Consider the following 23,314-nt stretch of genomic DNA (forward strand, 5'->3'; position numbering starts at 1 on the left):
TTTTCTGCTCTTCGGTGGCCAGGTTGTAGAAGATCTGGGCGAATCCCGCGCCGCCGGCGTACATCCACACCGCCGGGTTGGCGCCGAGCAGGTGCTCATGCAGCGCCCACAGCATCGCCTTGGGCATCGGCATGCCACCCAACTCTTCATCCAGGCCAACCTTGTCCCAGCCGGCCTCGATGACCGCGTGCACCGACTGCTTGAACGAGTCGGGGAGAGTCACTGAGTGTGTCTCGGGGTTGAACACGGGGGGATTGCGATCACCCTCGACGAACGAGTCAGCGACGGGGCCTTCGGCCAGTCGGCTCATTTCGGTGAGCATTTCGCGGGCCGTGTCGGCATCCAGGTCGGCATAGTCGCCTTCGCCGAATGCTTTGTCGATGCCCAACACCTCGAACAGGTTGAATACCTGGTCGCGGACGTTGCTCTTGTAGTGGCTCACTGGTTCCTCCTCGATGAGAACGCCACTTGATGGTTGGGTACTAAGGCTAAGTTACCCACCAGTAACACGGCTAAACTATACCCGTCGGTAACCCTGCGCAAGCGACTGTGAGCTAAATTGCATTGGCTAATCAACCAACCAGTTGGGTCCGCGCTGATCAAGACGGCGGTATACCCCCTGAGCTGCGGGAATGACTGGTAGGTGTGAATTGTGTCAAGCGTCACGACCGTGCCTGAGGTGGACCTCCGTCACCCCGCTGGCCAACTGAGAGAGCACCTCCGCGAGGTCGCCCACGAGGTGGGCTTCTTCTATTTGGTCAGCCATGAGGTACCCGAGGCGCTCACCCGCCGGGTGCTGGCGGCGGCGCGCCGGCTGTTCGCACTGCCACAAGCGGACAAGGACGCCATCGCGATGGCGCGCAGTCCGCATTTCCGCGGCTATACCCGGCTGGGTGGTGAGCTGACCCGCGGCGAGGTGGACTGGCGCGAGCAGATCGACATCGGTCCGGAGCGCGAGCCGATCGGCGGTCCGGGCCAGCCCGATTACCTGTGGCTACAGGGTCCCAACCAGTGGCCGTCGGGCCTGCCGGAGCTACCGGGGATCGTCGCCGAGTGGGATGCGGCTCTCGCCGCGGTATCCCGCAGTCTGCTGCGGCATTGGGCGGCGGCGCTGGGCAGCCCGGCCGACGTTTTCGACGCCGCATTCGCCGGGGCGCCGGCCACCCTGATCAAGGTCGTGCACTACCCGGCCTCCGCAGCGAGCTCGCAGGGCGTGGGTGCACATCGGGACTCGGGGGTGCTCACGCTGCTGCTCGCCGAGCCGGGCAGTCAGGGATTGCAGGTGCGGGCCGGACGCGACGGAGGCTGGGTCGACGTTCCCGCGCGGGAGGGGGCTTTCATCGTCAACATCGGTGAGCTGCTGGAGTTGGCGACCGGGGGCTACCTGCGCGCCACCGAACATCGGGTGAACCTGGGTCATTCGGCGGATCGGATTTCGGTGCCCTACTTCTTCAACCCGCGATTGGACGCGCAGATCCCCGCTTTGTCGCTGCCCGCCGAACTCGCGGAGCGCACCGGGCGTCGCGCAGATCCATCCGACCCGATCTTCTCGGTGTATGGCCGCAACGCCTGGAAAAGCAGGCTCCGGGCCCATCCGGATGTCGCGGCCGCGCACGGCTACGTGACGGGCAGCGCACAAGGTGTAACGCCCGACGGGTAGGGTCGGCGCTAGGAATCCCGTCGACGCGAGTGAAGCCGGTGAACCCACCTGACAAGCTGACGCCCACCTCCTTACGCGAGGCATTTGGTCATTTTCCGTCCGGCGTGATCGCCATCGCGGCCGAAGTCAACGGAGTCCGAGAAGGGCTGGCGGCCAGCACATTCGTTCCGGTATCGCTGGACCCGCCGCTGGTGTCATTCTGTGTGCAGAACACCTCGACCACGTGGCCGAAGCTCAAAGACGTACACGCGCTGGGTATCAGCGTCCTCGGTGAGTCGCACGACGACGCCGCGCGCATGCTGGCGGCCAAGACGGGCGATCGCTTCGCCGACCTCGAAACGGTGTCCAACACCAGCGGTGCGGTCTTCATCCAGGGCACCAGCGTCTGGCTGGAAACTGCGATCGAACAACTGATCCCCGCCGGGGATCACACGATCGTGGTCTTGCGGGTCAGCGACGTCCAAGTCGATGCGGGGGTCGCGCCCATCGTCTTTCACCGCAGCGTTTTTCGGCGACTGGGTATGTAGTCAGCTAGGGACGTCTGCCGAGTTCATCGCGGTAGGCCTGGGCCCGACGCTCGATTTCTGCGCCGTCGCCACTGCGTCCTTCTTTGTGCGCTTGTCGAGCACGCAGCGACAGCTCACGGATCGCCGTTCGAATGCCGTTGATGCTCATTGGTTTTCGGATAGCCATAGTCACCGCTTTTCCGGGTTGAAACGGCGGGACAACCGCCCGCACGCGTCTGGGGCTAAAGTCGGGTACCCGGATCAGCGGTGACGTAACACATGGCTCAGCACACTTGCTGCTCAGCGACGAAACAGCTTGTCACCGAGCCACACAACCGGATCGTATTTGCGATCGGCGACTCGCTCTTTCATCGGGATCAGCGCGTTGTCGGTGATCTTGATGTTCTCAGGGCAGACTTCGGTGCAACATTTGGTGATGTTGCAGTAGCCGAGGCCGTGTTGCTCCTGCGCCTGGTCGCGCCGGTCGAGGGCGTCCAGCGGATGCATTTCCAGCTCCGCGATCCGCATCAGATAGCGTGGGCCGGCGAACGATTCCTTGTTGTCCTCATTGTCGCGGATCACGTGGCAGACGTTGTTGCACAGGAAGCATTCGATGCACTTGCGGAATTCCTGAGAACGCTCCACGTCCTGCTGCGCCATCCGGTACTCGCCGGGCTGTAGATCCTTCGGCGGCGCGAATGACGGGATTTCCCGGGCCTTCTCGTAGTTGAAGGACACGTCGGTCACCAGGTCGCGAATCACCGGGAATGTCCGGATCGGCGTCACGGTGACGACTTCGTCTTCGCCGAAGGTCGACATCCGCGTCATGCACATCAACCGGGGCTTGCCGTTGACCTCAGCCGAACACGAACCACACTTGCCGGCTTTACAGTTCCACCGCACCGCCAGGTCCGGCGTCTGGGTCTGCTGCAGGCGGTGGATGATGTCGAGCACCACTTCGCCCTCGTTGACCTCCACGGTGAAGTCCTGCAGTCCACCGCCGGTCTCGTCGCCACGCCATACCCGCATGGTTGCGTCGTAGCTCATCAGCCTCTCCGTCCTGGGTGGTCGGCCAACTCTTCGTCGGTGTAGTACTTCTCCAACTCGGAGATCTCAAACGCCTCGAGCAGGTCGGGCCGCATCGGCACCTGGTCTTTTCGCGTGACCGAGATGTCGGGGATTACTTCGTCGTTGCCGGCGGCGCTGCAGACCAGCAATACCCTGCGCCATGACGAGTCCATCGACGGGTGGTCGTCGCGGGTGTGTCCGCCGCGACTTTCGGTGCGCTCCAGCGCCGCCTTGGCGACGCATTCGCTGACCAGCAAGAGGTTGCGCAGGTCCAGGGCCAAGTTCCAGCCGGGGTTGTACTGCCGGTGTCCCTCGACGTGGAGGTGCGTGAACCGTTCGCGAAGCTGGTCGAGCCGACCGAGCGCCTCGGTGATCTCCTCCTCTTTACGGATGATGCCCACCAGATCGTTCATCGACTGCTGTAGCTCTAACTGCAACGTGTAGGGGTTCTCGGCGGTGGCGCCGTTGGTCGGTGTCTCGAAAGGATCCAGCGCCCGCTTGGCCGCCGCGTCGACGGCGCCCTCATCGACCTTCGGGCGGCTGCTCAGTGCGCGCACGTAGTCGGCGGCGCCCAGGCCGGCTCTACGACCGAAAACCAGCAGGTCAGACAGCGAGTTGCCGCCCAGCCGATTGGAGCCGTGCATGCCGCCGGAGCACTCGCCGGCGGCGAACAGCCCCGGGACGGTGGCGGCACCGGTGTCGGCGTCCACTTCGACTCCACCCATCACGTAGTGACAGGTGGGCCCGACTTCCATCGGCTCCTTGGTGATGTCGACCCCGGCCAGCTCTTTGAACTGGTGGTACATCGACGGCAGCCGCCGCTTGATCTCCTCGGGCGTCAGCCGCGAGGCGATGTCGAGGTAGACCCCGCCGTGCGGGCTGCCGCGGCCGGCCTTGACTTCGGAGTTGATCGCGCGTGCCACCTCGTCGCGCGGCAGCAGATCCGGTGTGCGACGGGCCGAGTCGTTGTCCTTGAGCCACTGGTCGGCTTCTTGCTCGGATTCGGCGTACTGGCCTTTGAACACCGGCGGGATGTAGTCGAACATGAAGCGAGAGTTCTCGGAGTTCTTCAGCACTCCGCCGTCGCCGCGCACGCCCTCGGTGACCAGGATGCCTTTGACGCTGGGCGGCCAGACCATGCCGGTCGGGTGGAACTGGACGAACTCCATGTTGATCAGCGTCGCGCCGGCCCGCAGCGCCAGCGCGTGGCCGTCACCGGTGTACTCCCAGGAATTCGAGGTGACCTTGAAAGACTTGCCGATACCGCCGGTGGCCAGTACCACCGCCGGGGCTTCGAACAATACGAAGTTGCCGCTTTCGCGGTGATAGCCGAACGCCCCGGAAATGCGCCCCTCGTTTTCTGAGCCGTCTTTGATCAGCTCGGTGATCGCGCATTCGGCGAAAACTCTGATCCGGGCCTCGTAGTCGCCCAGCTCGGTGTGATCTTCCTGTTGCAGCGAGACGATCTTCTGCTGCATGGTGCGGATCAGCTCCAAGCCGGTGCGGTCACCGACGTGCGCCAGCCGTGGGTAGGTGTGTCCGCCGAAGTTGCGCTGGCTGATCTTGCCGTCTTTGAGGCGGTCGAACAGCGCGCCGTAGGTCTCCAGCTCCCAAACCCGGTCGGGTGCCTCCTTGGCGTGCAGTTCGGCCATCCGCCAGTTGTTCAGAAACTTCCCGCCGCGCATCGTGTCGCCGAAGTGGGTCGTCCAGTTGTCCTTCGGGTTGGTGTTACCCATCGCGGCCGCGCAGCCGCCCTCGGCCATCACCGTATGGGCCTTGCCGAACAGCGACTTGGTCACCACCGCGACCTTGAGGCCGCGTTCCCGCGCCTCGATGACCGCGCGCAAGCCCGCGCCGCCGGCACCGATCACGACGACGTCGTAGGAGTGCCGTTCGACCTCAGTCATGGAACCTCACTAAACTCTTTGATATCCGTGAAATGGCTTCTCAGCCAACAAATCTCAGGTCCGGGATGGCTCCGCCGGCTACCAGCGCGATGTAGAAGTCGGTGAGCATCAGCGTGCCCAATGTGATCCAGGCATACAACTTGTGCCGAGTGTTGAGTCTGCTGACCTGGGTCCAGATCCAGTACCGCACAGGGTGTTTGGAGAAGTGCTTGAGCCGACCTCCGGTGACGTGCCGGCACGAATGGCAGGACAATGTGTAGACCCACAGCATGATCACGTTGACGACCATGATCACGTTGCCCAGGCCCAAGCCGAACCCACCCGGCCCGCTGTCGGAATGGAACGCGATGATCGCGTCGTAGGTGTTGATCACCGAGATGATGCCGGCGATGTAGAAGAAATACCGGTGGGTGTTCTGGACGATCAACGGGAATTTGGTCTCGCCGCTGTAGTGCACGCGGGGCTCGGCCACCCCGCACGCCGTGGGCGATTGCCACACCGTGCGGTAATAGGCGCCGCGGTAGTAGTAGCAGGTCAGCCGGAACAGCAGCAGGAACGGCAGTGTCAGTGCCGCGAATGGTAGCCACCACACGTGCGGCAGGATCTGCGGCCAGAAGTCGCTGGCCTCGCCGCAAGCCGTACTGACACACGGCGAATAGAACGGCGTCAGGTAGTGGTACTTCGGGACGAAAAAGTAATTCCCTTGGAACGCGCGGAAGGTCGCATAGATGACAAATGCCGCGAATCCCAAGTCAACTCGTAGCGGCGACATCCACCACCGGTCGGTGCGTAACGTGGATTGCTCGATATGTGCGCGGGTGGGTGAAAAGACACCGGACGCAGGGCGGTTCGCGGTGGGTGCGCTCATCAATTGTTCCTCTTCGAACGGGCTGTTCGTCGAAGACTACACAGAGGCAGCCCCAGGATTATCGGCGGGCTTGAGTTGTCAGGACCTGTTGTGACCCCCGACACCCTCGTCGTCGACGTCGCGCCAAAAGTCGCGGTCGTAATCGGTGTCGGGAATGGCGATCTTCTCACCGGATTGCTGCACGGTAGCGCGCGCCAAATCTAATTCCGAAACATCGGCGTCAAGTAATTCGACGTCGCCGAGGATCCGGTCGGCGTCGAGCACAATGCGACGCATTGCGGGGCTGTCGGCATAACGCGCCTTCAGCGAGCTCACGCACCGCCGCAAGCCGCCGATCAGGTCGTGCAGCTCGGCGAGTTCAGTAGTGCTGGACAACAGATCTCCCTGGACTGAAGGTGTCATGGATCACAGTGCGACACCAATACTATCCAGTGCGCGGCGGCAGCGTGAGACAGATCACCCGCGGCGCGCTGCGACTACTCCGCGCGGATCGGCCCCAGCAACCGGTGCGCTAAAGCAAGAATCCGGTGGAGCCGTTGAGCCCCACCGGATTCGAGCCGACTGCGGTTACTTGGTGATCGCGATGCGCTGCGCCTGAGTCCCGGCGTAGGCACCGGCAACCCGGACGGTCAGCACACCGGCGTCGTAGGACGCCGAGACGGCCTCACCGGTGACGTGCGCAGGCAGCTGAAACGACCTGCGGAACGATCCGTAGCGGACCTCGCGGAGCGTGCGGCCGTCGTTGTCCTCGGCGTGCTCGTCGCGACGCTCACCGTGGATGACTAAGCGGCCGTGGTCGACCTCGACATTGACGTCGTTCTCGACGTCCACACCCGGCAGTTCCAGCCGTACCACCGCATCGTCGCCGTCCTTGACGACCTCTGCGGCGGGGCTGAACCCACCGGCTACCGGCTTGGCCCAGTCGGCTGCGGCGGCCGGGCCAAAGAAATCGCGCATCCAGCGGTCGACATCCCACGCGGGTCGTGACCACAGGGTCAGGTTGCTCATTTTCGTGTCTCCCCAATTTTCGGTGTGTATCGGTTGTCGCCGACGCTTTGCCGGCTCTACACCTACAAACATGAGTCGACCCCGCTAAAGTTCCACCTCTGGTTTCGCTGTCAGCGAACGCAAGTCACTCCCGGGCGCCTGGCGACAACGCCCTTGTCGCCCAGGCCTTCTGGGCACGCGCGATCACCAGACATCCCCGTCGCGCCAGTCGCACGTCAACGCCGCGGTGTCGTCCAGGTCGGTCTCGAGTGGGAAGACGAACACCGACCCGTCGTCATCGGGAGTCCGCGTCGGCCCGTTCGGCGCCAACACCGACGTGGGCCCGCGCCACGGCAGCCAACCGCGCAGCGTGTACAGCCGCCGGCCCCGATCCGAGGAACTCAGCGCGCCGAGCTCGTACCCGCCACGGATGACCTGCTCGCAGGCATCGAGTATCGCGATCGCCAGACCCTGGCCACGCCAATCTTCGCGCACTGCAACAGCTTCGACATACCCGCAGCGCAGCGCCACTCCGCGGTAGAGCAGACGTCGTTGGATGACCGCACCGTGCGCGATGATCGCGCCCCGATGCCAGATCAGTGCGTGCATTCCGCCCAGCGCATGGTCCCAGTCGACGTCGGTGAACTCGCCGGCGAACGCCTCGTCGACCATGTCGTGGGCGCGCTGCCGCGCATCGCTTTCCAGGTCAGCGGTGTGGACCAGGCGGGCGGTGTGAACCTGGGTGTGCACACTGCCGGTCTACCAGGTGGCCTGGTCCGCCGCCACCGATCTCGACGCGGAATTCGCAGCGACTCTGGGACGCGACCAATGCAGTCGCACGTGCTGGCCGGGCCGTACCTGGGCGACCTTGTCGATGTCGTCGTCGGCGATCACGCCAACGACCGGATAGCCGCCCGTGACCGGGTGATCAGGACCCAAGATTACCGGTAATCCGTTGGGCGGCACCTGAATCGCGCCGCGGGTGGTGCCTTCGCTGGGCAGCTGACGGTCCGGATTGCGGTGTACCAGCGGGCGTCCCTCCAGCCGCATGCCCACCCTGTCGGTGCGGTCGGAGGCCATCCAGATCGTGTGCACGAGGGCATCGGCGTCGGTGAGCCAGTCGGCGCGTGGACCGGGCACCGCCAGAAGTTCGACCAGTTGGCCGGTGATCGGCGCTACCGGCGCCTGGTCGAGCTCCGGATACTGCTCGGTGTGTTCGCCCACCGGCAACACGTCTCCGGGTTGCAGCGGCAACGGGCCGATCGCCGACATCACGTCGTAGCTGCGGGAGCCCAGCACCGGTGTCACGTCGATGCCGCCGCGCACTGCCAGGTAGCTGCGCAGCCCGGCGCGCGGAGTGCCCAACGAGATCACCTCGCCGTCACGGACATGATGAATGCTGTTGGCGCCGAACGTCGTTGCGCCGATCCTCGGCTGGGGATCGGCGCCTGTCACGGCGATGTCGACGTCGCCGCCGCGGATTCGTGCGGTGAATCCGCCCATGGTGACCTCGACGGTGGCGCGGTCGTCCGGGTTGGCCACCAGCCGGTTGGCCAGCGTGTGCGCCTGCCGGTCGGCCGCCCCGGAGCGGGTGACCCCGAGATGGGCAAGCCCGACGCGCCCGAGATCTTGGATGAGGGCCAGCGGTCCGGTGTGCAGGATTTCCAGTGTCGTCACGCTCACCTCGCTACGCCGCCCGGAACTGGACCCATCGGCCGGGCGTCAGCAGCGCCGGATCTGGCCGATCGACATCCCAGAGCACCGCATCGGTGTGGCCGATCAGCTGCCATCCACCGGGGGAGCGACGAGGGTAGATGCCGGTGAATTCGCCGGCCACCCCCACGGCACCGGCGGGTACCGATGAGCGCGGCTCGGATCGTCGCGGCACCGCCAGACGCGGGTCGCCACCGACCAGGTACGCGAAACCCGGTGCGAATCCGCAGAATCCGACCCGGCAGGGGTTGGCGGTGTGCGCATCGATGACCTGTGCCGTGTGCAATCCAGTGAGTTCAGCGACTTCGGCCAAGTCGGCGCCGTCGTAGACAACGTCGATCAGCACGGGCTCGGATGGCGCGCTCGCCGTGGCCTCGGGCGCCACCCGCAGGGTGCGGACCCGACGGCGAGTAGCGCTCTGCAGGCCGGGACCGTCGAGCTTGAGCAGCACCGTGCCGGCGGCCGGGACGATGTCGAGAACACCGGGCATCGCGGCGTCACGCAGTGCGCCCGCCCACGTCAATACCTCGGCGGTGCTGTCGAACTGCAGCAGCAGCGCCTGATCTCCGTAGTCGAGGACCGCATCGGTCAAGCTTCCGCTCATTACTCGACGGTAACCCGGTGAGGTGAGGGCGGCCAGAAAATTTTAGGGCGGTTACCTCAGCGCAGGACGTTGGCGATCAGCGGCGGCAACTGGTCAGCCAGCAACGGGTAGCTCAGCGGCGACGCGTAGGCGATTGCCCCGGCCTGATCTTTGGAGGTGAACACACTGCGCGACCGCAGTTCCGCCACATCGGGATTGGTCAACAGGTCCGCTTGGTCCTTGTCGCTCTCCGTCGCCCAAATCAGGAGGTCAGCGGCGCCGAGAACCGACTTGATCTTGTCGCGTGGAATGAACGCGCGCCGCTGGTCGACAGCCAACGCGGTGATGGTCTCGGGGATGGCCAGACCCATCTGGGTGAGAAACTCGGTTTGCCAACCGGTCGTCGCGACGACATTGTCATCGTGGAACTTGCCTTGCAACAGCAACACCCGCTTGTTCTTGAACTGCGGGTATTTGTCTGCGACGGCGGCAAAACCTTTATCGACTCCGTTGATCAGCGATGCGATCTGGCCCGATTGAAAAACCGCCTGGCCGATGGCCTTTGCCTGGACTTTCCACGGCTCGAAGAACGCGTCGCCGTCGGACTGGGCCAGCGTCGGCGCGATCGCGGCAAGCTTCTGATAGGTGTCCTGGTCGAGCCCGGCGTCGGTCGCCACGATCAGGTCGGGTTTCAGGCCGGCGATCTGCCGAACTTGAACGCCGTTGTCTAGGTTCAGCACAACGGGTTTGGCGTTGCCGAGTTTGGGCCGGGCCCACGGCCATACCCCGAACGGCTGGTCGCCGAACCAGTTGGTCACCGCGACCGGCACGACTCCGAGCGCGAGCAGGTCGTCCTGTCCGGTGAAGCCGGCGCTGACTACCCGCTTCGGCGGCTCGGGAATGGTCGTCTCACCGAAGGCGTGCGTGATGGTGAGCGGTCCGCCGCCCCCGGTCGAGGCGGGCGGTGGCTTGTGCGACGAGCAGGCGGCGGGCGCTGCGAACACGACCAGTCCCGCTGCCGCGCCGGCCCGGAGGAACACCCGCCGGTTCCAGTGCTCGACCATGGCGTGACAATAGCGCGTTCGCTCAGGTCAACGGGTCGGCCAGGGACTGTAGTCGGCAATCAGCTCCTCCTGCGGCGGCCGTTGGTCGTCGGGCACATGCTGCAGGTTGATCCGAATCCGGTACCAGATCGAACTCGGTCCGCGCATGCCGTCGACGAGCACGTCGGCAGGCTGCAGCCGTTCGGCCGCTGCGGGATAGCGCTCGCGCCAGGTGGCCAGCGCGGCCATCGCCTCGTCCTTGGTTTTGGTGCGGGCGATCTCGATGAGCGGCATCAGGGATTGACGCCGTCCGGTCCCGTCGCGGCGCGCACCCCTCGGGGCCTTCTCCGCGGGTCCGAGTTCTTCGGCGAGAGTGAGTAACCGGTCAAGATCGCCGGCGGTGTCGCTCATTCCCTCCCACGGGTCGCCGAGCTCAGCGAACCGCTGCGGCACTGTCGCCACGGTGAAGTCCGCGGGGTCGCAGTCGGCGACCTCGTCCCACCGCATTGGGGTCGAGACCCGCGCGTCCGGGGTGGCGCGCACCGAGTACGCGGAGGCAACGGTGCGGTCTTTGGCGTTCTGGTTGAAGTCGACGAAGACGCCCTCGCGTTCCTCTTTCCACCACCGGCTGGTGGCCAGCTCGGGGGCGCGTCGCTCCACTTCGCGGGCTACCGTTTGCGCGGCCAGCCGTACCTGCCGAAACGACCGGCTCGGCACGACCCGCGCGTAGATGTGAAAACCCCGCGATCCCGACGTCTTCGGCCAGGCGGTCAGCCCGTGGTCCTCGAGCACCTCGCGAGCCACCTGTGCGACCTCGAGGATCTGGCGCCACGCGACCCCGGGCATCGGGTCCAAATCGACGCGAAGCTCATCGGGATGGTCGAGGTCGTCGGCGAGCACCGGATGTGGGTTGAGGTCGACGCAACCCAGATTGATGGCCCAGGCCAGACCGGGTGCATCGTGGATGACGGCCTCTTTTGCCGAGGTGCCGGATGCGTAACGCAGTTCGGCGACGTCAACCCAGTCCGGCCGTTTTTCGGGGGCGCGCTTCTGGAAGATGGCCTCCTGGTCGATGCCCTTGACGAACCGCTTCAGGATCATCGGTCGGCCGGCCACACCCCGCAGGGCGCCGTCGGCCACAGCCAGGTAGTAGCGGATCAGGTCGAGTTTGGTGTAGCCGGGCCGCCCGTCCTGATCGGGAAATATCACCTTGTCGGGATGGGTGACCTCGACCTGCCGTCCGCCTACGTCCAGCGACACCGGAGCCATGGCGTTCATGCTAATTCGGCCTTGCTTTCCGGCCGCGGTGCGACGTCCGTCACATAGGGTGGAACGTATGCCTAATCTGATCGATCTGCCCGGGCAGGCGGTAGCCAAGATCCAGCAGTATGCCGAGCGCGGCGTCTCCGAACTGCATTACCTACGAAAGATCATCGAATCCGGCACGTTCAGGTTGGAGAACCCGCTGAACTACGCCGCGATGGCCGCCGAGATCGCGAAATGGGGCGAGATCGGAATGTTGCCGTCGTTCAACGCCCGGCGCACGCCGAACCGCGCGGCGATCATCGACGATGAAGGCTCGTTCACCTACAAGGAGCTCGATGAGGCCGCGAACGCGGTCGCCCACGGCTTGCTGGCCAAGGGTGTGCGCGGTGGCGACGGGGTCGCCATTCTGGCGCGCAACCACCGCTGGTTCGCCATCGCGGAATTCGGGTGCGCGCGGGTCGGGGCCCGCATCATCTTGCTCAATAGCTCGTTCTCTGGCCCGCAGATCAAGGAAGTGTCCGAGCGCGAGGGCGCCAAGCTGATCATTTACGACGACGAATACACCGAAGACGTCAGCAAAGCCGACCCCCCGCTGGGCAAACTTCGAGCGCTCGACACCAACCCGGACTTGCAGGACTCGCGCAGCACCGACGAGACGCTGGCCGACTTGGTCGCCGCCAACAGCAAGTCGCCCGCGCCCAAGGCCGGCAAGCATTCATCGATCATCATCTTGACCAGCGGCACCACCGGCACCCCGAAGGGCGCCAACCGCAGCACCCCGCCGACGTTGGCTCCGATCGGCGGAATCCTGTCGCATGTGCCGTTCAAGGCCAACGAGGTGACCTCGCTGCCGGCGCCGATGTTCCATGCCCTGGGCTTTCTGCATGCCACCATCGGGATGTTCCTGGGATCCACGCTGGTGCTGCACAGCAAGTTCAAGCCGGATCAGGTGTTCGAGGACATCGCGGAACACAAAGTGAGCGCGGTTGTCGTGGTGCCGGTCATGTTGTCGCGGATGCTCGACGCGCTGGAGAAAATGGACGACAAGCCCGATTTGTCGAGCCTGCGGATCATCTTCGTTTCGGGCTCGGCGCTGGGCGCCGACGTCGCTGAACGGGCGCTGAAGGACATTGGTCCGGTCGTCTACAACATGTACGGGTCCACCGAGATCGCGTTCGCCACGATCGCGCAGCCGAAACACCTCGAGTTCAACTCGACGACAGCGGGGCCCCCGGTCAAGGGTGTCAAGGTCAAGATCTACGACGAGAACGGCAAGGAGTTGCCGCAGGGCGAGGTCGGCCGGATTTTCGTGGGTACCAGCTTCCCGTTCGAGGGCTACACCGGCGGCGGCAACAAGCAGATCATCAACGGCCTGCTGTCATCGGGTGACGTCGGGTACTTCGACGAGCGCGGCCTGCTCTACATCAGCGGCCGCGACGACGAAATGATCGTGTCCGGTGGCGAGAATGTCTTCCCGGCCGAAGTGGAGGACTGCATCAGCGGGCATCCAGATGTGGTGGAGGCCACCGCGATCGGTGTCGAAGACAAGGAATGGGGCCACCGGTTGCGTGCCTTCGTGGTCAAGAAGGACAACGCAAACCTCGACGAGGACGCCGTCAAGAAGCACGTGAAGGACCAGCTGGCCAAGTACAAGGTGCCGCGCGAAGTGATCTTCCTCGACGAACTGCCGCGCAACCCGACCGGAAAGATCCTCAAGCGCGAGCTGCGCGAGATCGACGCCGACTAACGCAGCGATCGCGAAGCAGAAGCCACGGCTGTGGTTTCGTGCGAGCACGCAGCCATAGCTTCTGTTTCGCGGAGCTTGGGGCTGCCTCAGCCCTCGAATCCGGCAGCACCGTCGAGCTGTTCGCGCAGGATGTCGAGCTGCCCGGTGTGACGTGCCGTTTCCTCGATCATGTGCACGTAGATCCAGCGCAATGAGACCGTCCCGAAGCGGCGATGCGGCACCACGTGCTCTAGCGGATATTGCCCGGCGATCCGTCGGGATTCCCCGCACTGGCTCTGGTATTCGGCTGACAGCGTCGGCAGCGACTCGCCGGGAAGGAACTCGAACTCCCAGGACCGCTTGTGCGCGCGGCGGTTGTCGTCGCTGTGTTCCTGCAAGAGCTGCGCGAACCAGCCGTACTCCACCCAACGCAGGTGCTTGACCAGCCCACCTATCGTTGTCGGCGACGGGACGAGCGTACGTCGGGCATCGGTGTCAGATAGGCCGGAAACCTTGCGCACCACGATGTCTCGATAGTCGTCGAGAAAAGCTTCCAGCGTGGCGCGCTCGCCGGCTACCGGTTGCTCACGCCGATCGGGACGCTTCGCCTCTGCCATGACGGCGAAGCTAGCACTGGCTGGTTCGCAGATCAGCGTCGCTCTCGGATACACCGGGTCACTTCGGCGGACAGCTTCGCGTCGGACAACAGCAGCTCGATGAGTGCGCTGATGACTTCTTGTCCGGTGACCCGGGCGAATCCGAGGCGATCGGCGGCTTCTCGCTGCCAGATGTCGAGCGCCCGGTGCGTGCCGGGGGGCAGGTCGACGGTGCGCCGGGTGCGCTGGCCGCGCGATGGTGGCTCGGGCTTCCGGTGGTCGAGCTTCTTCCGGATGCTCGAGAGGCGTTCGGTCTGCGCCGACGCGTCGGCGCGTCGGGGCGGCGTGGCCCGAAACGATGGTGGGTTGGGTTCCATGCGGCGGGACGACCTTCGGTTGGGGTGAGTTTTCAGTAGATCAGGACATAAGTATGTCCGTCAAAGCTGCGCCACGCAGCGACGGCGGGCCGCCGGCGTGTCAGTGGCTGGGGCGCCACTGTCACAGACCGAACCCATTGTAGATTGCTAACGGTGGAAAAGATAAATAGTCGGCGCGTCGAATAGATGCACTAAACGAGTTTGCTACAGAAATAGAACATTGGACAGTAATGGGATAGTTGTGCATGTCACCCAAGCTGTAAATCCGGAAGTAAGGAGCCACGGATCTACTGAGAACAGTAGATCCGTAGATGGAGCTGAGCAGCCATTACTACCACTTCAGTAGGTGTGAAAGGCAGTACCTGAGTACTCGCGGAGCGTCATGAATACAGTAAATCTTGAACTACGAAAATCAGGACTGAAAGACACATGGAGTTCAATAGCTGGACAAAGCCAGGAGCAATATTCTTAGGGTTATTAATGGCGCAATTTATGGTTTGCTAAGGATTGGGATTTAACGTTCTCGGCATCAGCCACTCGACGACGAAGGAGCAACCAAAATGTCGTATTCACTCTCTTCGGCCCGCCGCATCGCCGCCGGGGCAATCGGCGCAACGGCGGTGGCCGGGGCAATGCTTTTCGGCGCAACCCCAACCCCTGCGGCCAACGCCGCACCGCTGGCACCGGTGCCGGCTGTGGTCGGCCCGATGCACGTCGCTCCGCCGGCCTGGGGCGGTGGCCCTGGTGTGGTCCACCCCGCCTTCTGGGGCCATCACCACGGCTTCTGGCACCACCACCACCGCGGATTCTGGCACCACCACCGCGGCTTCGGTCACCGCGGGTTCTGGGGCCACCGAGGCTTCTGGGGTGGACACCACCACTGGTGGCGGTGAGCCCACCACCCGGGGGACAGGCTGGCCCCGCCCTTGGATCGACGGGGCCAGCCGCCGGGGGGTCGGCTAGCCCCGCCCTTGGACAAGCCGGGGCTAGCCGGTACCCGCCAAAAAATCCACGCCGACCCGACCAGCGTCAGGGCGGCGTGGATTTTTGTGTTCCGGCCTACGGATCGCGGGGCAGTCCCAGCAACCGTTCGGCGATGATGTTCAGTTGGACCTCGGACGTGCCGCCGTAGATGGTGGTGGCGCGGCTGGCAAGGAGGAACTCCGCCCATTTCCCGGGCAATTGGTCGGGGTCGCCGATCGCGCCGTCGGCCCCGAACGAGGACAACCCGAATTCGGCATAGCCCTGTCCGGTGCGCATCGACAGCAACTTGGAGATAGCCGCTGACGGCATCGCGTCGCCGCCGGCCAACGTCAGCAGCGTCGAACGCATGTTGAGCAGCTTGGCGGCGTGGCCCTCGGCGATCAGTTGCCCGGCGCGGTTCTGGGCGATCTGGTCGAACGGTCCGCCACGAATGAACTCGACGAATTGATCGAGGTTGGCCAAGAACGGCGCCTCGCTGCTACCGATCGAGACGCGTTCGGCGGTCAGGGTGTTACGGCTGACCTCCCAGCCGCGGTTGACCTCACCGAGCACCAGCTCGTCAGGCACGAACACGTCGTCGATGAAGACGGTGTTGAACATCGCGCCGCCCGTGAGCTCCCGCAGCGGCTTCACCTCGATGCCCTCACTCTTCATGTCGAGCAGTAAGTACGTGATGCCGTTATGTTTCGGCGCGGAGGTGTCGGTTCTCGCCAGCAGCGCCCCCCACTGGGAGAACTGCGCGGCGGTGGTCCAGATCTTCTGCCCGGTGATGCGCCAGCCGCCGTCGACCTTGGTCGCCTTGGTGCTCAGGCCGGCCAGGTCCGATCCGGCGCCCGGCTCGGAAAACAGCTGGCACCAGATCATCTCGCCACGGAATGTCGGCGGGAGGAAGCGTTGCTTCTGCTCGTCGGTGCCGAACGCCACGATCGACGGCACGATCCAGCCCGCGATGCCGATGGGTGGCCTCCGGACTCGCCCACTGGCGAACTCCTGGGCGATGATGATCTGCTCGACCCGGCCGGCGTCGCGCCCCCACGGTGTGGGCAGGTGCGGCAGCACCCACCCGCCCTCGGCGATGGCGACGTTGCGTTCCTCGCGCGGTATCTTCTTGAGCGCGGTGATCTCGGCGCGGATCTCGTCGCGCAGTTTCTCGGTGTCGGGATCCAGGTCGATGTCGAGTGCGCGCATGCCGATGCGGGTGGCGGTGTCGACGACCCGTTGTGGATATTCGGATTTGCGACCGAAGCCGGCAGCCAGAACCAGTGCGCGTCGGTAGTAGACGTTGGTGTCGTGCTCCCAGGTGAACCCGATGCCGCCGTGCACCTGAATGCAGTCCTGGGTGCAGCGTTGAGCGGCCGCCGGTGCCAGCGTCGCCGCCACCGCCGCGGCGAACTCGACCGCGGAACCTTCGGTGTCCCAGCCATTTTCGCGGGCCTCGTCGACGGCGCGTGCCGCATCCCAGACCGCAGCTGTGGCGCGTTCGGTGTCGGCGATCATCTCGGCGCACTTGTGCTTGACGGCCTGGAATTGACCGATCGGCCGGCCGAACTGCTCGCGGATCTTGGCGTACTCCGACGCGGTGTCGGTGGCCCACCGCGCGACGCCCACCGCCTCGGCCGACAGCAGCGTGGAGATCAACGCTCGCGCCGTCACCACGCTCAGGTTGCTCAACGCGACGTCATCGGCGACCGCGACGGCGTTGGCGCGCACATGCGCAATGGGCCGCAACGGATCGACGCTGGCGACCGGTTCGATCTCGAGCTGGTCGGCGTGCAACACCACCCATTCTTCACCGCTGTCGATCGCCACCGGCAGCACCAGCAGCGAGGCTTCAGCCGCGGCCGGCACCGCGCGAACTTCACCGCGGATCACCAGGGCGTTGTTTTCCGGGCCGTGCCGGGTCGCGGTCAGCGCGGAATCCAGCGCGTAGGCGGCGATGGCGTTGCCCGAAGCCAGGTCGGCGAGCACCTTGGCGTCCGGGTCGTGCGCCGAGATCAGAGCACTGGCGATCGCCGACGGCACGAACGGGCCGGGCACCGCGCGGTAGCCGAACTCGGCAAGCACGACGGCGAGCTCGAGGATTCCGAAGCCTTGCCCGCCAACGGATTCGGCCAAGTGCACGCCCTGCAGGCCCTGGTCGGCCGCGGCCTGCCAATACCGCGGCGGGTTGTCGATCGGCGTTTCCAGCGCGGCGTGCAAAACTTCCGACGGCGCGACCCGCGCCACCAGGGACCGCACCGAATCGGCCAGGTCTTGATGTTCAGGATTGATCGCGATCGGCATTGGTCGCCTTCCTTGCGGTTCCCCGAGGCCTGTGACAACTCGACCCATTCAATCTAATAACCGGTCGGTTGGTTGACTACATGGGCCAGCTGCTGCCCGTCTCGCAACCGGCGACAGTTGGCGACGGCTTCGATCAGGTAGCGACGCATGGTGTCGACGGTGTACCAGCTCACGTGCGGTGTGAGCACGACATTGTCCAGCCCGAGCAGCGGATTGTCCGGGGGCACCGGCTCGGTGCTGAAGACGTCCAGGCCCGCCGCGGCCAACCGGCCGTCGCGAAGCGCGCCGACGAGGGCATCTTCGTCGACAATCGGACCGCGAGAGGTATTGACCAGTACCGCACCGGGTTTCATCCGGGCCAGCGTGGCCTCGCCGAGCAGCCCGTTGGTGGCCGCGGTCAACGGCAGGTGCAGCGACACGATGTCGCTGGCGGCCAGCAGCTCCGGCAGCGTGCGCCAGCCGGGCAGTCCGTCGTGGCCGGTGCTGGTGTGCAGCACCGTCGCGCCCATCGCGGCGACGATGCCTGCGACCTGCTTGGCGATGTTGCCGTAGCCGACCAGCCCGACGGTGCAGGCGCCGATATCTCGGACGGTCTCACCCAGCCGCGGGTCGGACGGCCAGCCGCCGCCCTCGCGGGTGATCCGATCCAGCACCGGCAGGCGGCGCAGGGCCGCCAACATCAGCAGCACTGTTCCCTCGGCCACCGACGGCGCGTTGGCACCGGGCATGTTGGCCACGGCGATACCGCGCTTGGTGGCCGCATCGACGTCGATCGTGTTGACTCCTGCGCCGAACTTGTGCACCAGCCGCAGTCGTGTTGCACCGGAAATGTCGGCCCCGGACAGCGGCCGGAGCACATGCCACATCACCTCGGCCTCGGGTAGTTCCCGGTGGAACGCTTCCTGTGACTCAGCGGAGTCGTCGTCGGCGCACCAGCGGATGTCAAGCCAATCAGACTCCGGTGCAACGAAATCCAGCACCTTGGGGCCGGGAACGAAGTGGGCGAGGACCCTCAGCGCCACCGCTTGGCAACCCATTTGGCGATGGTGTCGGCCTGCTCGCTGCGCGCGCCCGGGGTGGTGAAGTAATGGTCGGTGTTGATCGAGTGCCGGGACTTGTCGCCACTGGCCAGCGCGTCGTAGATGCGCTGGGCGTCCGAAGGGAACACGCCGGTGTCGGCTTCGGCGTTGATCACCAAGGCGGGGCAGGTGATTCGCGCCAGGTGCGGCTCGGCTCTGGTCTGCGCCGTGCGCAGACTCCACATCGCCAGCCAGCTACGCAACGTGCAGGCCGCGGCGATGCCGTGCGCGGACCGGTTGGCCTTGACCGGCAGGCCGGCATAACACGTATTCGGTTGGCGGTGCGTGGGCTCAATCGTCGGATCGACCATCCGCGGATCGGCCCACGTCCGCATCACGGTAAATGGTCGATCCGAAAATCCAACGGCCCGCACACGTTTCAACTCTGTCTCGGCCCAATCGGTGATCGCGTTGTTGCGCGCGACCTGCGCCGAGCGATAACGTGCCAAGAATTCCGGTGGATACGGCGGGCCGTTGAGTTCGTCGAACAGATCCAACTGGGGATCGGTCGCGATGGGATCGTTCTCGTCGACGACGGCGCCGTCCATCCAGGCGGTCAGCACGTCCGGGCGGCCGGGGTGCGCCGCGCTGGCCACGTAGCCGTCGGCCGCGGGCAGATCGGTCAGGCCGGCCGCTGGCCGCATACCTGCCATCGGCGTCACGTGCGGGTCGACCGCCTGCGCCTGGTAGGCGGCCATCACTGATCCGCCTCCGGAATTACCCAGCAGCACAATCGTTTCCACTGCTTGCGTCTCACGTAGCCAGCGAACGCCGACGCCGATGTCGACGAGTGCATGATCGAGTAGGAAGCTGCTCTCGAAACCGCGGAACCGGGTGTTCCAGCCCAGGAACCCGATACCACGAGTCGCCAGGTAATCGGCGAGGTAGTGCTCGGAGAAGTCGATCTGGTAGTGGCTGGCGATCATGGCGACCTTTGGTTTGCGCCCGACGCCGCGGTGATACAGCCCCTGGCACGGGTGGCCGCCCGCGCCGGCGCGCCTGCCGGTCGGTGACGGCAGGCCGATGAATTCTCGGATGACCCCGGGCGTGCCAGCGGTGCGACCCACGTCAGCGGCCCCCCTTGCAGTAGATGGCTCGGTCGAAGATCTTCGTCAACGTGCCGATGCAACCTTCGTCGTGGCCATGGGATCGCCACGATCCCGGGAACGGCGGCTTCTCTGGAATAGACGTGAATCTGATGTTAGGTTCAGATTCGGATCTCCGCCACGGAACCAGCCAAGCGCAATGCGGACGGGAGGCCGGGGATGATCAAGCCGCATAACCGCAATACCGAATTCGAACTCGGCGGCATCAACCATGTCGCGCTGGTGTGCTCGGACATGGCTCGCACCGTGGACTTCTACAGCAACGTCCTGGGCATGCCGTTGATCAAATCGCTGGACCTGCCCGGCGGTGTCGGGCAACACTTCTTCTTCGATGCCGGCAACGGCGACTGCGTCGCGTTCTTCTGGTTCGCTGACGCCCCCGACCGGGTACCGGGCCTCTCTTCGCCGGCCGCCATTCCGGGGATTGGCGAAATCACCAGCGCTGTGAGCACCATGAACCATCTGGCGTTCCATGTGCCCGCCGAGAAGTTCGACGCCTACCGCCGGCGACTCAAGGACAAGGGGGTGCGGGTGGGGCCGGTACTCAACCATGACGAAAGCGAGCAGCAGGTCACGGCGACTCTGCATCCGGGCGTCTATGTGCGGTCGTTCTATTTTCAGGATCCCGACGGAATCACCCTCGAGTTCGCTTGTTGGATCAAGGAATTCACGGCCAACGACGCACGGGCCACACCAAAGACGTCGGCCGATCGCCGTCTCCCGGCCGCCCACTAGACCATCAGTCGCGGTACAGGCTCGGGTCAGCCAGCTCGTCGAGAAGCGAGGCCAGCTGGTCGACCAACTGGTCGGGGTCGAGCCGCACATCGCCGGCCAGCCAGGCGCCGATCGTCTGCGCCACCCCGCCGACCACGAAGTGCGAGGCCGCTTTGATCCGGTCGTTCTCCGGTACCCGCAGCGCATTTTCGACGTGGCGTCCGGACAGCATCGCGAACAGCGCGCTGGATTCGACGCGCTTGCGGACCAGCACCGAGTTGGCCAATTGCGCGCTGAACAACAGGCGCCCAACCCGCTGATCCCCACCGATGGTGCGGACGATGTTGGCCATGCCGGCGCGGGTCTGCTCCTCCGCCGGTGCGGCCGCGACCGCTGCCTGTGTGGTGGTGGCCAGCTCGGCGATCACCCAGTCGAAGACTGCTGCAACGAATTCGTCCTTGTCGGTGAAGCTTTCGTAGAAATAGCGGGCGGCCACACCTGCTTGCCGGCAGACACCGCGCACCGTCAGTTCCGCGGCGGAGTCGCCACCCAGCAGATCGAGGCCGGCCTCCAATAATCTGCCCCGTCGGGATGCCAGCCGGTCGGCAGCATCCACGCCGCGGTAGGGCCGCGCGCTGGTCGTCGGGGCAGTCGCCATGCATCCCATCTTGACACCGGTTACCGTCGGCATGCAATATCAGGAAACAAGCGTTCTCACAATTAGCGGGCAGGTGTGCGATGACGGTCAGCGAACCAATCAGGCATGTCGAACGTGCGGTGAGCGAGCCGCCGGTCGCCGGGCGTCGGCCGCGGCGGACGCCGCAGCTCGACGACACGCTGATGGGAATGGCGCTGTTGCTCGGTCCGGCCAACGTGATCATGCAGCTGGCCCGGCCGGGCGTGGGATACGGCGTGCTGGAGAGCCGGGTGGAAAGCGGCCGTGTCGACTTGCACCCGATCAAGCGGGCCCGCACGACGTTCACCTATCTCGCGGTCGCCATGGCCGGTACGGACACCCAGAAAGCGGCGTTTCGGCGGGCGGTGAATGGTGCCCACGCCCTGGTGTACTCCACTTCGGACAGCCCGGTTCAATACAACGCGTTCGACCCGGATCTCCAATTGTGGGTGGCCGCTTGCCTTTACAAGGGCGGGGTGGACTTCTATCGGATGTTCATCGGCGAGATGGACGACCAGGATGCCGACCGCCACTACCGCGAAGCGGTGGTCCTCGGCTCCACGCTGCAGGTGCCGCCGGAGATGTGGCCGGCCGACCGGGCCGCGTTCGACCGCTATTGGCAGGAACAGCTCGACAAGGTCCGCATCGACGACACCGTCCGTGGCTTCCTGTACCCGATCGCGGTGGGCCGAATACGGGCTCTGCGCCTACCCGAGTTTGTACGTCGGCAGCCGGAGAAGCTCAGTCTGCTGCTCACCGCCGGCTTTCTGCCGCAACGCTTCCGCGACGAGATGCGATTCCCGTGGGATGCCGCCACACAGCGACGGTTCGACCGGCTGATCGCCGTGTTCCGGACGGTGAACAACGCGATGCCGCGGTTTGTCCGGCGCTTCCCGTTCAACGTGCTGCTGTGGGATCTGGATCGGCGGATCAAGGCCGGCCGCCCGCTGTTGTAACGAACGAATACCCCCTACCGGGACGGGGTCTTGCGTCTACGACACAACGTCGTATTGAATGCCGTCGTGGCTGGATCGGACGACGTTGGCGCGCTGTCGGCGGGCGTAGGGTCGGTTGACGTGCGAACTGACGACGATAACTGGGACATCACGACAACTGTCGGCGCGACTGCGTTACTTGTCGCCACCGCTCGAGCATTGGAAGCGCAGAAGCCCGAGCCGTTGGCAGTCGATTCATACGCCGAGGTGTTCTGTCGTGCGGTTGGCGGCCACGCCGCCGATGTGTTGGACGGCAAGAACCCCGACCATCAACTCAAATCCCCGGACTGGGGGCAGCATTTCGTCAACTTCCAGGGCGCACGTACCAGATATTTCGACGACTATTTCCGGCAGGCCGCTGACGCCGGGGTCCGGCAGGTGGTGATCTTGGCCGCGGGTTTGGACTCCCGCGCCTACCGGTTGTCCTGGCCCGATGGGACGACGGTCTTCGAACTGGACCAGCCGCAGGTGCTCGATTTCAAGCGCGAGGTGCTGAGAGGGCGGGGAGCCGAATCCAACGCTGAACGCCGTGAGGTCGCCATTGACCTCCGCGAGGATTGGCCGCAGGCCTTGCGGGACAGTGGTTTCGATCCGGCGAAGCCGTCGGCGTGGATAGCCGAGGGTCTACTGATCTATCTGCCCGTCGCCGCGCGGGAGCAGCTGTTCACCGGGGTCGACGCACTGGCCAGCCCGGGAAGTCATGTCGCAGTGGAGGAGAGCGCGGCACTGCCTGACGAGGCGTACCGGGCGGCCGTCGCAAAAGAGCGCGCAGCTCGGGCCGAGGGCGACGAGCGGTTGTTCTTCCAACTGATCTACAACGAGCAGCACGAGCCGGCCCAGCAGTGGTTCGGCGAACACGGCTGGACGGCGGCAGCAACGCCGCTGGCGGACTATCTCCGCGAGGTGGGCCGCCCGGTGCCCGGACCGGGTACCGAGGCCGAGCCGATGATCGCCAATAACACTTTGGTCAGGGCCGTCAAAAAGTGAGGACTCGATGGCGTACAGTCCTCCGGTAATGACACTCATTTTCATTAAGCCGCACGCAGATGCTTTGGTTACCTAATTTGTCTCGCCTCGGCCAAAATGCGTCACGGGGCGGCGACACGCGGACTGACCTGCAGCGCTTACGCTTTGGCGGCCGTGCGACCGGGATCGGGTATCGAGCGGATACGTGCAT

The 23,314-nt window shown here is 65.0% G+C and carries 24 protein-coding genes; 7 read left to right on the top strand and 17 right to left on the bottom strand.

Annotation, left to right across the window (positions count from 1 at the left end):
* On the bottom strand, positions 1-442 hold a 442-nt coding region (locus tag VGG53_RS15010; protein WP_331518855.1), incomplete at its 3' end, for an acyl-CoA dehydrogenase family protein.
* Positions 443-652: 210 nt separating this feature from the next.
* Between VGG53_RS15010 and VGG53_RS15015 the strand changes: the two genes are divergently transcribed.
* Both VGG53_RS15015 and VGG53_RS15020 read left to right on the top strand, forming a co-directional pair.
* Positions 653-1,660, top strand: a complete 1,008-nt coding sequence (locus VGG53_RS15015; RefSeq protein ID WP_331518856.1) for an isopenicillin N synthase family dioxygenase — start codon at positions 653-655, stop codon at positions 1,658-1,660.
* 38 nt (positions 1,661-1,698) lie between these two features.
* The gene (locus VGG53_RS15020; protein WP_331518857.1) at positions 1,699-2,187 is read left to right on the top strand and encodes a flavin reductase family protein; all 489 of its coding nucleotides are present in this window, start codon (positions 1,699-1,701) and stop codon (positions 2,185-2,187) included.
* A gap of 279 nt (positions 2,188-2,466) precedes the next feature.
* On the opposite strand, the gene VGG53_RS15025 is transcribed toward VGG53_RS15020, so the two are convergent.
* From VGG53_RS15025 to VGG53_RS15070, 10 genes are all read right to left on the bottom strand, one after another.
* Positions 2,467-3,213 (bottom strand): succinate dehydrogenase/fumarate reductase iron-sulfur subunit, encoded by a 747-nt coding sequence (locus tag VGG53_RS15025; protein ID WP_331518858.1) that lies wholly within the window; start codon positions 3,211-3,213, stop codon positions 2,467-2,469.
* Positions 3,213-5,141 (bottom strand): fumarate reductase/succinate dehydrogenase flavoprotein subunit, encoded by a 1,929-nt coding sequence (locus VGG53_RS15030; RefSeq protein ID WP_331518859.1) that lies wholly within the window; start codon positions 5,139-5,141, stop codon positions 3,213-3,215. Before VGG53_RS15030 ends, VGG53_RS15025 begins: the two co-directional genes overlap by 1 nt.
* 40 nt (positions 5,142-5,181) lie before the next feature.
* Entirely contained in the window at positions 5,182-6,009 is an 828-nt protein-coding gene (locus tag VGG53_RS15035; protein WP_331518860.1) for a hypothetical protein, read from the bottom strand.
* Positions 6,010-6,087: 78 nt separating this feature from the next.
* Entirely contained in the window at positions 6,088-6,384 is a 297-nt protein-coding gene (locus tag VGG53_RS15040) for a hypothetical protein (protein WP_331518884.1), read from the bottom strand.
* A gap of 192 nt (positions 6,385-6,576) precedes the next feature.
* A complete protein-coding gene (locus VGG53_RS15045) occupies positions 6,577-7,017 on the bottom strand; it encodes an Hsp20/alpha crystallin family protein (protein ID WP_331518861.1) in 441 nt (146 codons plus the stop codon).
* Positions 7,018-7,200: 183 nt separating this feature from the next.
* The gene (locus VGG53_RS15050) at positions 7,201-7,746 is read right to left on the bottom strand and encodes a GNAT family N-acetyltransferase (protein ID WP_331518862.1); all 546 of its coding nucleotides are present in this window, start codon (positions 7,744-7,746) and stop codon (positions 7,201-7,203) included.
* A gap of 9 nt (positions 7,747-7,755) precedes the next feature.
* Positions 7,756-8,673, bottom strand: a complete 918-nt coding sequence (locus VGG53_RS15055) for a 5-oxoprolinase/urea amidolyase family protein (RefSeq protein WP_331518863.1) — start codon at positions 8,671-8,673, stop codon at positions 7,756-7,758.
* Positions 8,674-8,683: 10 nt separating this feature from the next.
* Positions 8,684-9,313, bottom strand: coding sequence for an allophanate hydrolase subunit 1 (locus tag VGG53_RS15060; protein WP_331518864.1), 630 nt, complete (start codon positions 9,311-9,313; stop codon positions 8,684-8,686).
* A 56-nt stretch (positions 9,314-9,369) separates the two neighbouring features.
* The gene (locus VGG53_RS15065) at positions 9,370-10,356 is read right to left on the bottom strand and encodes an ABC transporter substrate-binding protein (RefSeq protein ID WP_331518865.1); all 987 of its coding nucleotides are present in this window, start codon (positions 10,354-10,356) and stop codon (positions 9,370-9,372) included.
* A 27-nt stretch (positions 10,357-10,383) separates the two neighbouring features.
* Positions 10,384-11,613: a DNA polymerase domain-containing protein gene (locus VGG53_RS15070; RefSeq protein ID WP_331518866.1), complete on the bottom strand. Its 1,230-nt coding sequence runs from the start codon at positions 11,611-11,613 to the stop codon at positions 10,384-10,386.
* 58 nt (positions 11,614-11,671) lie between these two features.
* On the opposite strand from VGG53_RS15070, the gene fadD2 reads away from it, so the two are divergent.
* Positions 11,672-13,348: a long-chain-fatty-acid--CoA ligase FadD2 gene (fadD2, locus tag VGG53_RS15075; RefSeq protein WP_331518867.1), complete on the top strand. Its 1,677-nt coding sequence runs from the start codon at positions 11,672-11,674 to the stop codon at positions 13,346-13,348.
* Between the two features lie 86 nt (positions 13,349-13,434).
* Here fadD2 and VGG53_RS15080 read toward each other — a convergent pair whose 3' ends face one another.
* Positions 13,435-13,944 carry a DinB family protein gene (locus VGG53_RS15080; RefSeq protein ID WP_331518868.1) on the bottom strand — a complete coding sequence of 170 codons (510 nt, stop codon included), beginning with the start codon at positions 13,942-13,944 and terminating at the stop codon, positions 13,435-13,437.
* Between the two features lie 32 nt (positions 13,945-13,976).
* The gene (locus VGG53_RS15085; protein ID WP_331518869.1) at positions 13,977-14,300 is read right to left on the bottom strand and encodes a hypothetical protein; all 324 of its coding nucleotides are present in this window, start codon (positions 14,298-14,300) and stop codon (positions 13,977-13,979) included.
* A 560-nt stretch (positions 14,301-14,860) separates the two neighbouring features.
* On the opposite strand from VGG53_RS15085, the gene VGG53_RS15090 reads away from it, so the two are divergent.
* On the top strand, positions 14,861-15,193 hold the full coding sequence (locus VGG53_RS15090; protein WP_331518870.1) for a hypothetical protein: 333 nt from the start codon (positions 14,861-14,863) through the stop codon (positions 15,191-15,193).
* Between the two features lie 166 nt (positions 15,194-15,359).
* Here the strand turns inward: VGG53_RS15090 and VGG53_RS15095 are convergent, their stop codons facing one another.
* The 3 genes from VGG53_RS15095 to VGG53_RS15105 are packed head-to-tail and all read right to left on the bottom strand — an operon-like array spanning position 15,360 to position 19,713.
* Complete coding sequence (locus VGG53_RS15095; RefSeq protein WP_331518871.1) at positions 15,360-17,567, bottom strand: acyl-CoA dehydrogenase; 2,208 nt, start codon at positions 17,565-17,567, stop codon at positions 15,360-15,362.
* Between the two features lie 53 nt (positions 17,568-17,620).
* Positions 17,621-18,604 (bottom strand): 2-hydroxyacid dehydrogenase, encoded by a 984-nt coding sequence (locus tag VGG53_RS15100; RefSeq protein WP_331518873.1) that lies wholly within the window; start codon positions 18,602-18,604, stop codon positions 17,621-17,623.
* A complete protein-coding gene (locus VGG53_RS15105) occupies positions 18,580-19,713 on the bottom strand; it encodes an alpha/beta hydrolase (RefSeq protein ID WP_331518874.1) in 1,134 nt (377 codons plus the stop codon). Before VGG53_RS15105 ends, VGG53_RS15100 begins: the two co-directional genes overlap by 25 nt.
* Before the next feature lie 198 nt (positions 19,714-19,911).
* Here VGG53_RS15105 and VGG53_RS15110 point away from each other — a divergent pair, with 198 nt between their 5' ends.
* Positions 19,912-20,487: a VOC family protein gene (locus VGG53_RS15110; protein WP_331518875.1), complete on the top strand. Its 576-nt coding sequence runs from the start codon at positions 19,912-19,914 to the stop codon at positions 20,485-20,487.
* A gap of 4 nt (positions 20,488-20,491) precedes the next feature.
* On the opposite strand, the gene VGG53_RS15115 is transcribed toward VGG53_RS15110, so the two are convergent.
* Positions 20,492-21,124: a TetR/AcrR family transcriptional regulator gene (locus VGG53_RS15115; protein WP_414688976.1), complete on the bottom strand. Its 633-nt coding sequence runs from the start codon at positions 21,122-21,124 to the stop codon at positions 20,492-20,494.
* An 80-nt stretch (positions 21,125-21,204) separates the two neighbouring features.
* On the opposite strand from VGG53_RS15115, the gene VGG53_RS15120 reads away from it, so the two are divergent.
* Together VGG53_RS15120 and VGG53_RS15125 are read left to right on the top strand one after the other, a co-directional pair.
* On the top strand, positions 21,205-22,098 hold the full coding sequence (locus VGG53_RS15120; RefSeq protein WP_331518876.1) for an oxygenase MpaB family protein: 894 nt from the start codon (positions 21,205-21,207) through the stop codon (positions 22,096-22,098).
* Positions 22,099-22,218: 120 nt separating this feature from the next.
* Positions 22,219-23,124, top strand: coding sequence for a class I SAM-dependent methyltransferase (locus VGG53_RS15125; RefSeq protein WP_331518877.1), 906 nt, complete (start codon positions 22,219-22,221; stop codon positions 23,122-23,124).
* Positions 23,125-23,314 lie beyond the last annotated feature (190 nt).

It is taken from the genome of Mycobacterium sp., from assembly GCF_036490025.1.
GTDB lineage: Bacteria > Actinomycetota > Actinomycetes > Mycobacteriales > Mycobacteriaceae > Mycobacterium.

Coding starts and splice junctions, on each gene's coding strand:
- VGG53_RS15025 (WP_331518858.1), bottom strand. CDS start 3,213: ATGAGCTACGACGCAACCATGCGGGTATGGCGTGGCGACGAGACCGGC.
- VGG53_RS15030 (WP_331518859.1), bottom strand. CDS start 5,141: ATGACTGAGGTCGAACGGCACTCCTACGACGTCGTCGTGATCGGTGCC.
- VGG53_RS15035 (WP_331518860.1), bottom strand. CDS start 6,009: ATGAGCGCACCCACCGCGAACCGCCCTGCGTCCGGTGTCTTTTCACCC.
- VGG53_RS15045 (WP_331518861.1), bottom strand. CDS start 7,017: ATGAGCAACCTGACCCTGTGGTCACGACCCGCGTGGGATGTCGACCGC.
- VGG53_RS15060 (WP_331518864.1), bottom strand. CDS start 9,313: ATGAGCGGAAGCTTGACCGATGCGGTCCTCGACTACGGAGATCAGGCG.
- VGG53_RS15065 (WP_331518865.1), bottom strand. CDS start 10,356: ATGGTCGAGCACTGGAACCGGCGGGTGTTCCTCCGGGCCGGCGCGGCA.
- VGG53_RS15070 (WP_331518866.1), bottom strand. CDS start 11,613: ATGAACGCCATGGCTCCGGTGTCGCTGGACGTAGGCGGACGGCAGGTC.
- fadD2 (WP_331518867.1), top strand. CDS start 11,672: ATGCCTAATCTGATCGATCTGCCCGGGCAGGCGGTAGCCAAGATCCAG.
- VGG53_RS15080 (WP_331518868.1), bottom strand. CDS start 13,944: ATGGCAGAGGCGAAGCGTCCCGATCGGCGTGAGCAACCGGTAGCCGGC.
- VGG53_RS15085 (WP_331518869.1), bottom strand. CDS start 14,300: ATGGAACCCAACCCACCATCGTTTCGGGCCACGCCGCCCCGACGCGCC.
- VGG53_RS15090 (WP_331518870.1), top strand. CDS start 14,861: ATGTCGTATTCACTCTCTTCGGCCCGCCGCATCGCCGCCGGGGCAATC.
- VGG53_RS15095 (WP_331518871.1), bottom strand. CDS start 17,567: ATGCCGATCGCGATCAATCCTGAACATCAAGACCTGGCCGATTCGGTG.
- VGG53_RS15100 (WP_331518873.1), bottom strand. CDS start 18,604: ATGGGTTGCCAAGCGGTGGCGCTGAGGGTCCTCGCCCACTTCGTTCCC.
- VGG53_RS15110 (WP_331518875.1), top strand. CDS start 19,912: ATGATCAAGCCGCATAACCGCAATACCGAATTCGAACTCGGCGGCATC.
- VGG53_RS15115 (WP_414688976.1), bottom strand. CDS start 21,124: ATGGCGACTGCCCCGACGACCAGCGCGCGGCCCTACCGCGGCGTGGAT.
- VGG53_RS15120 (WP_331518876.1), top strand. CDS start 21,205: ATGACGGTCAGCGAACCAATCAGGCATGTCGAACGTGCGGTGAGCGAG.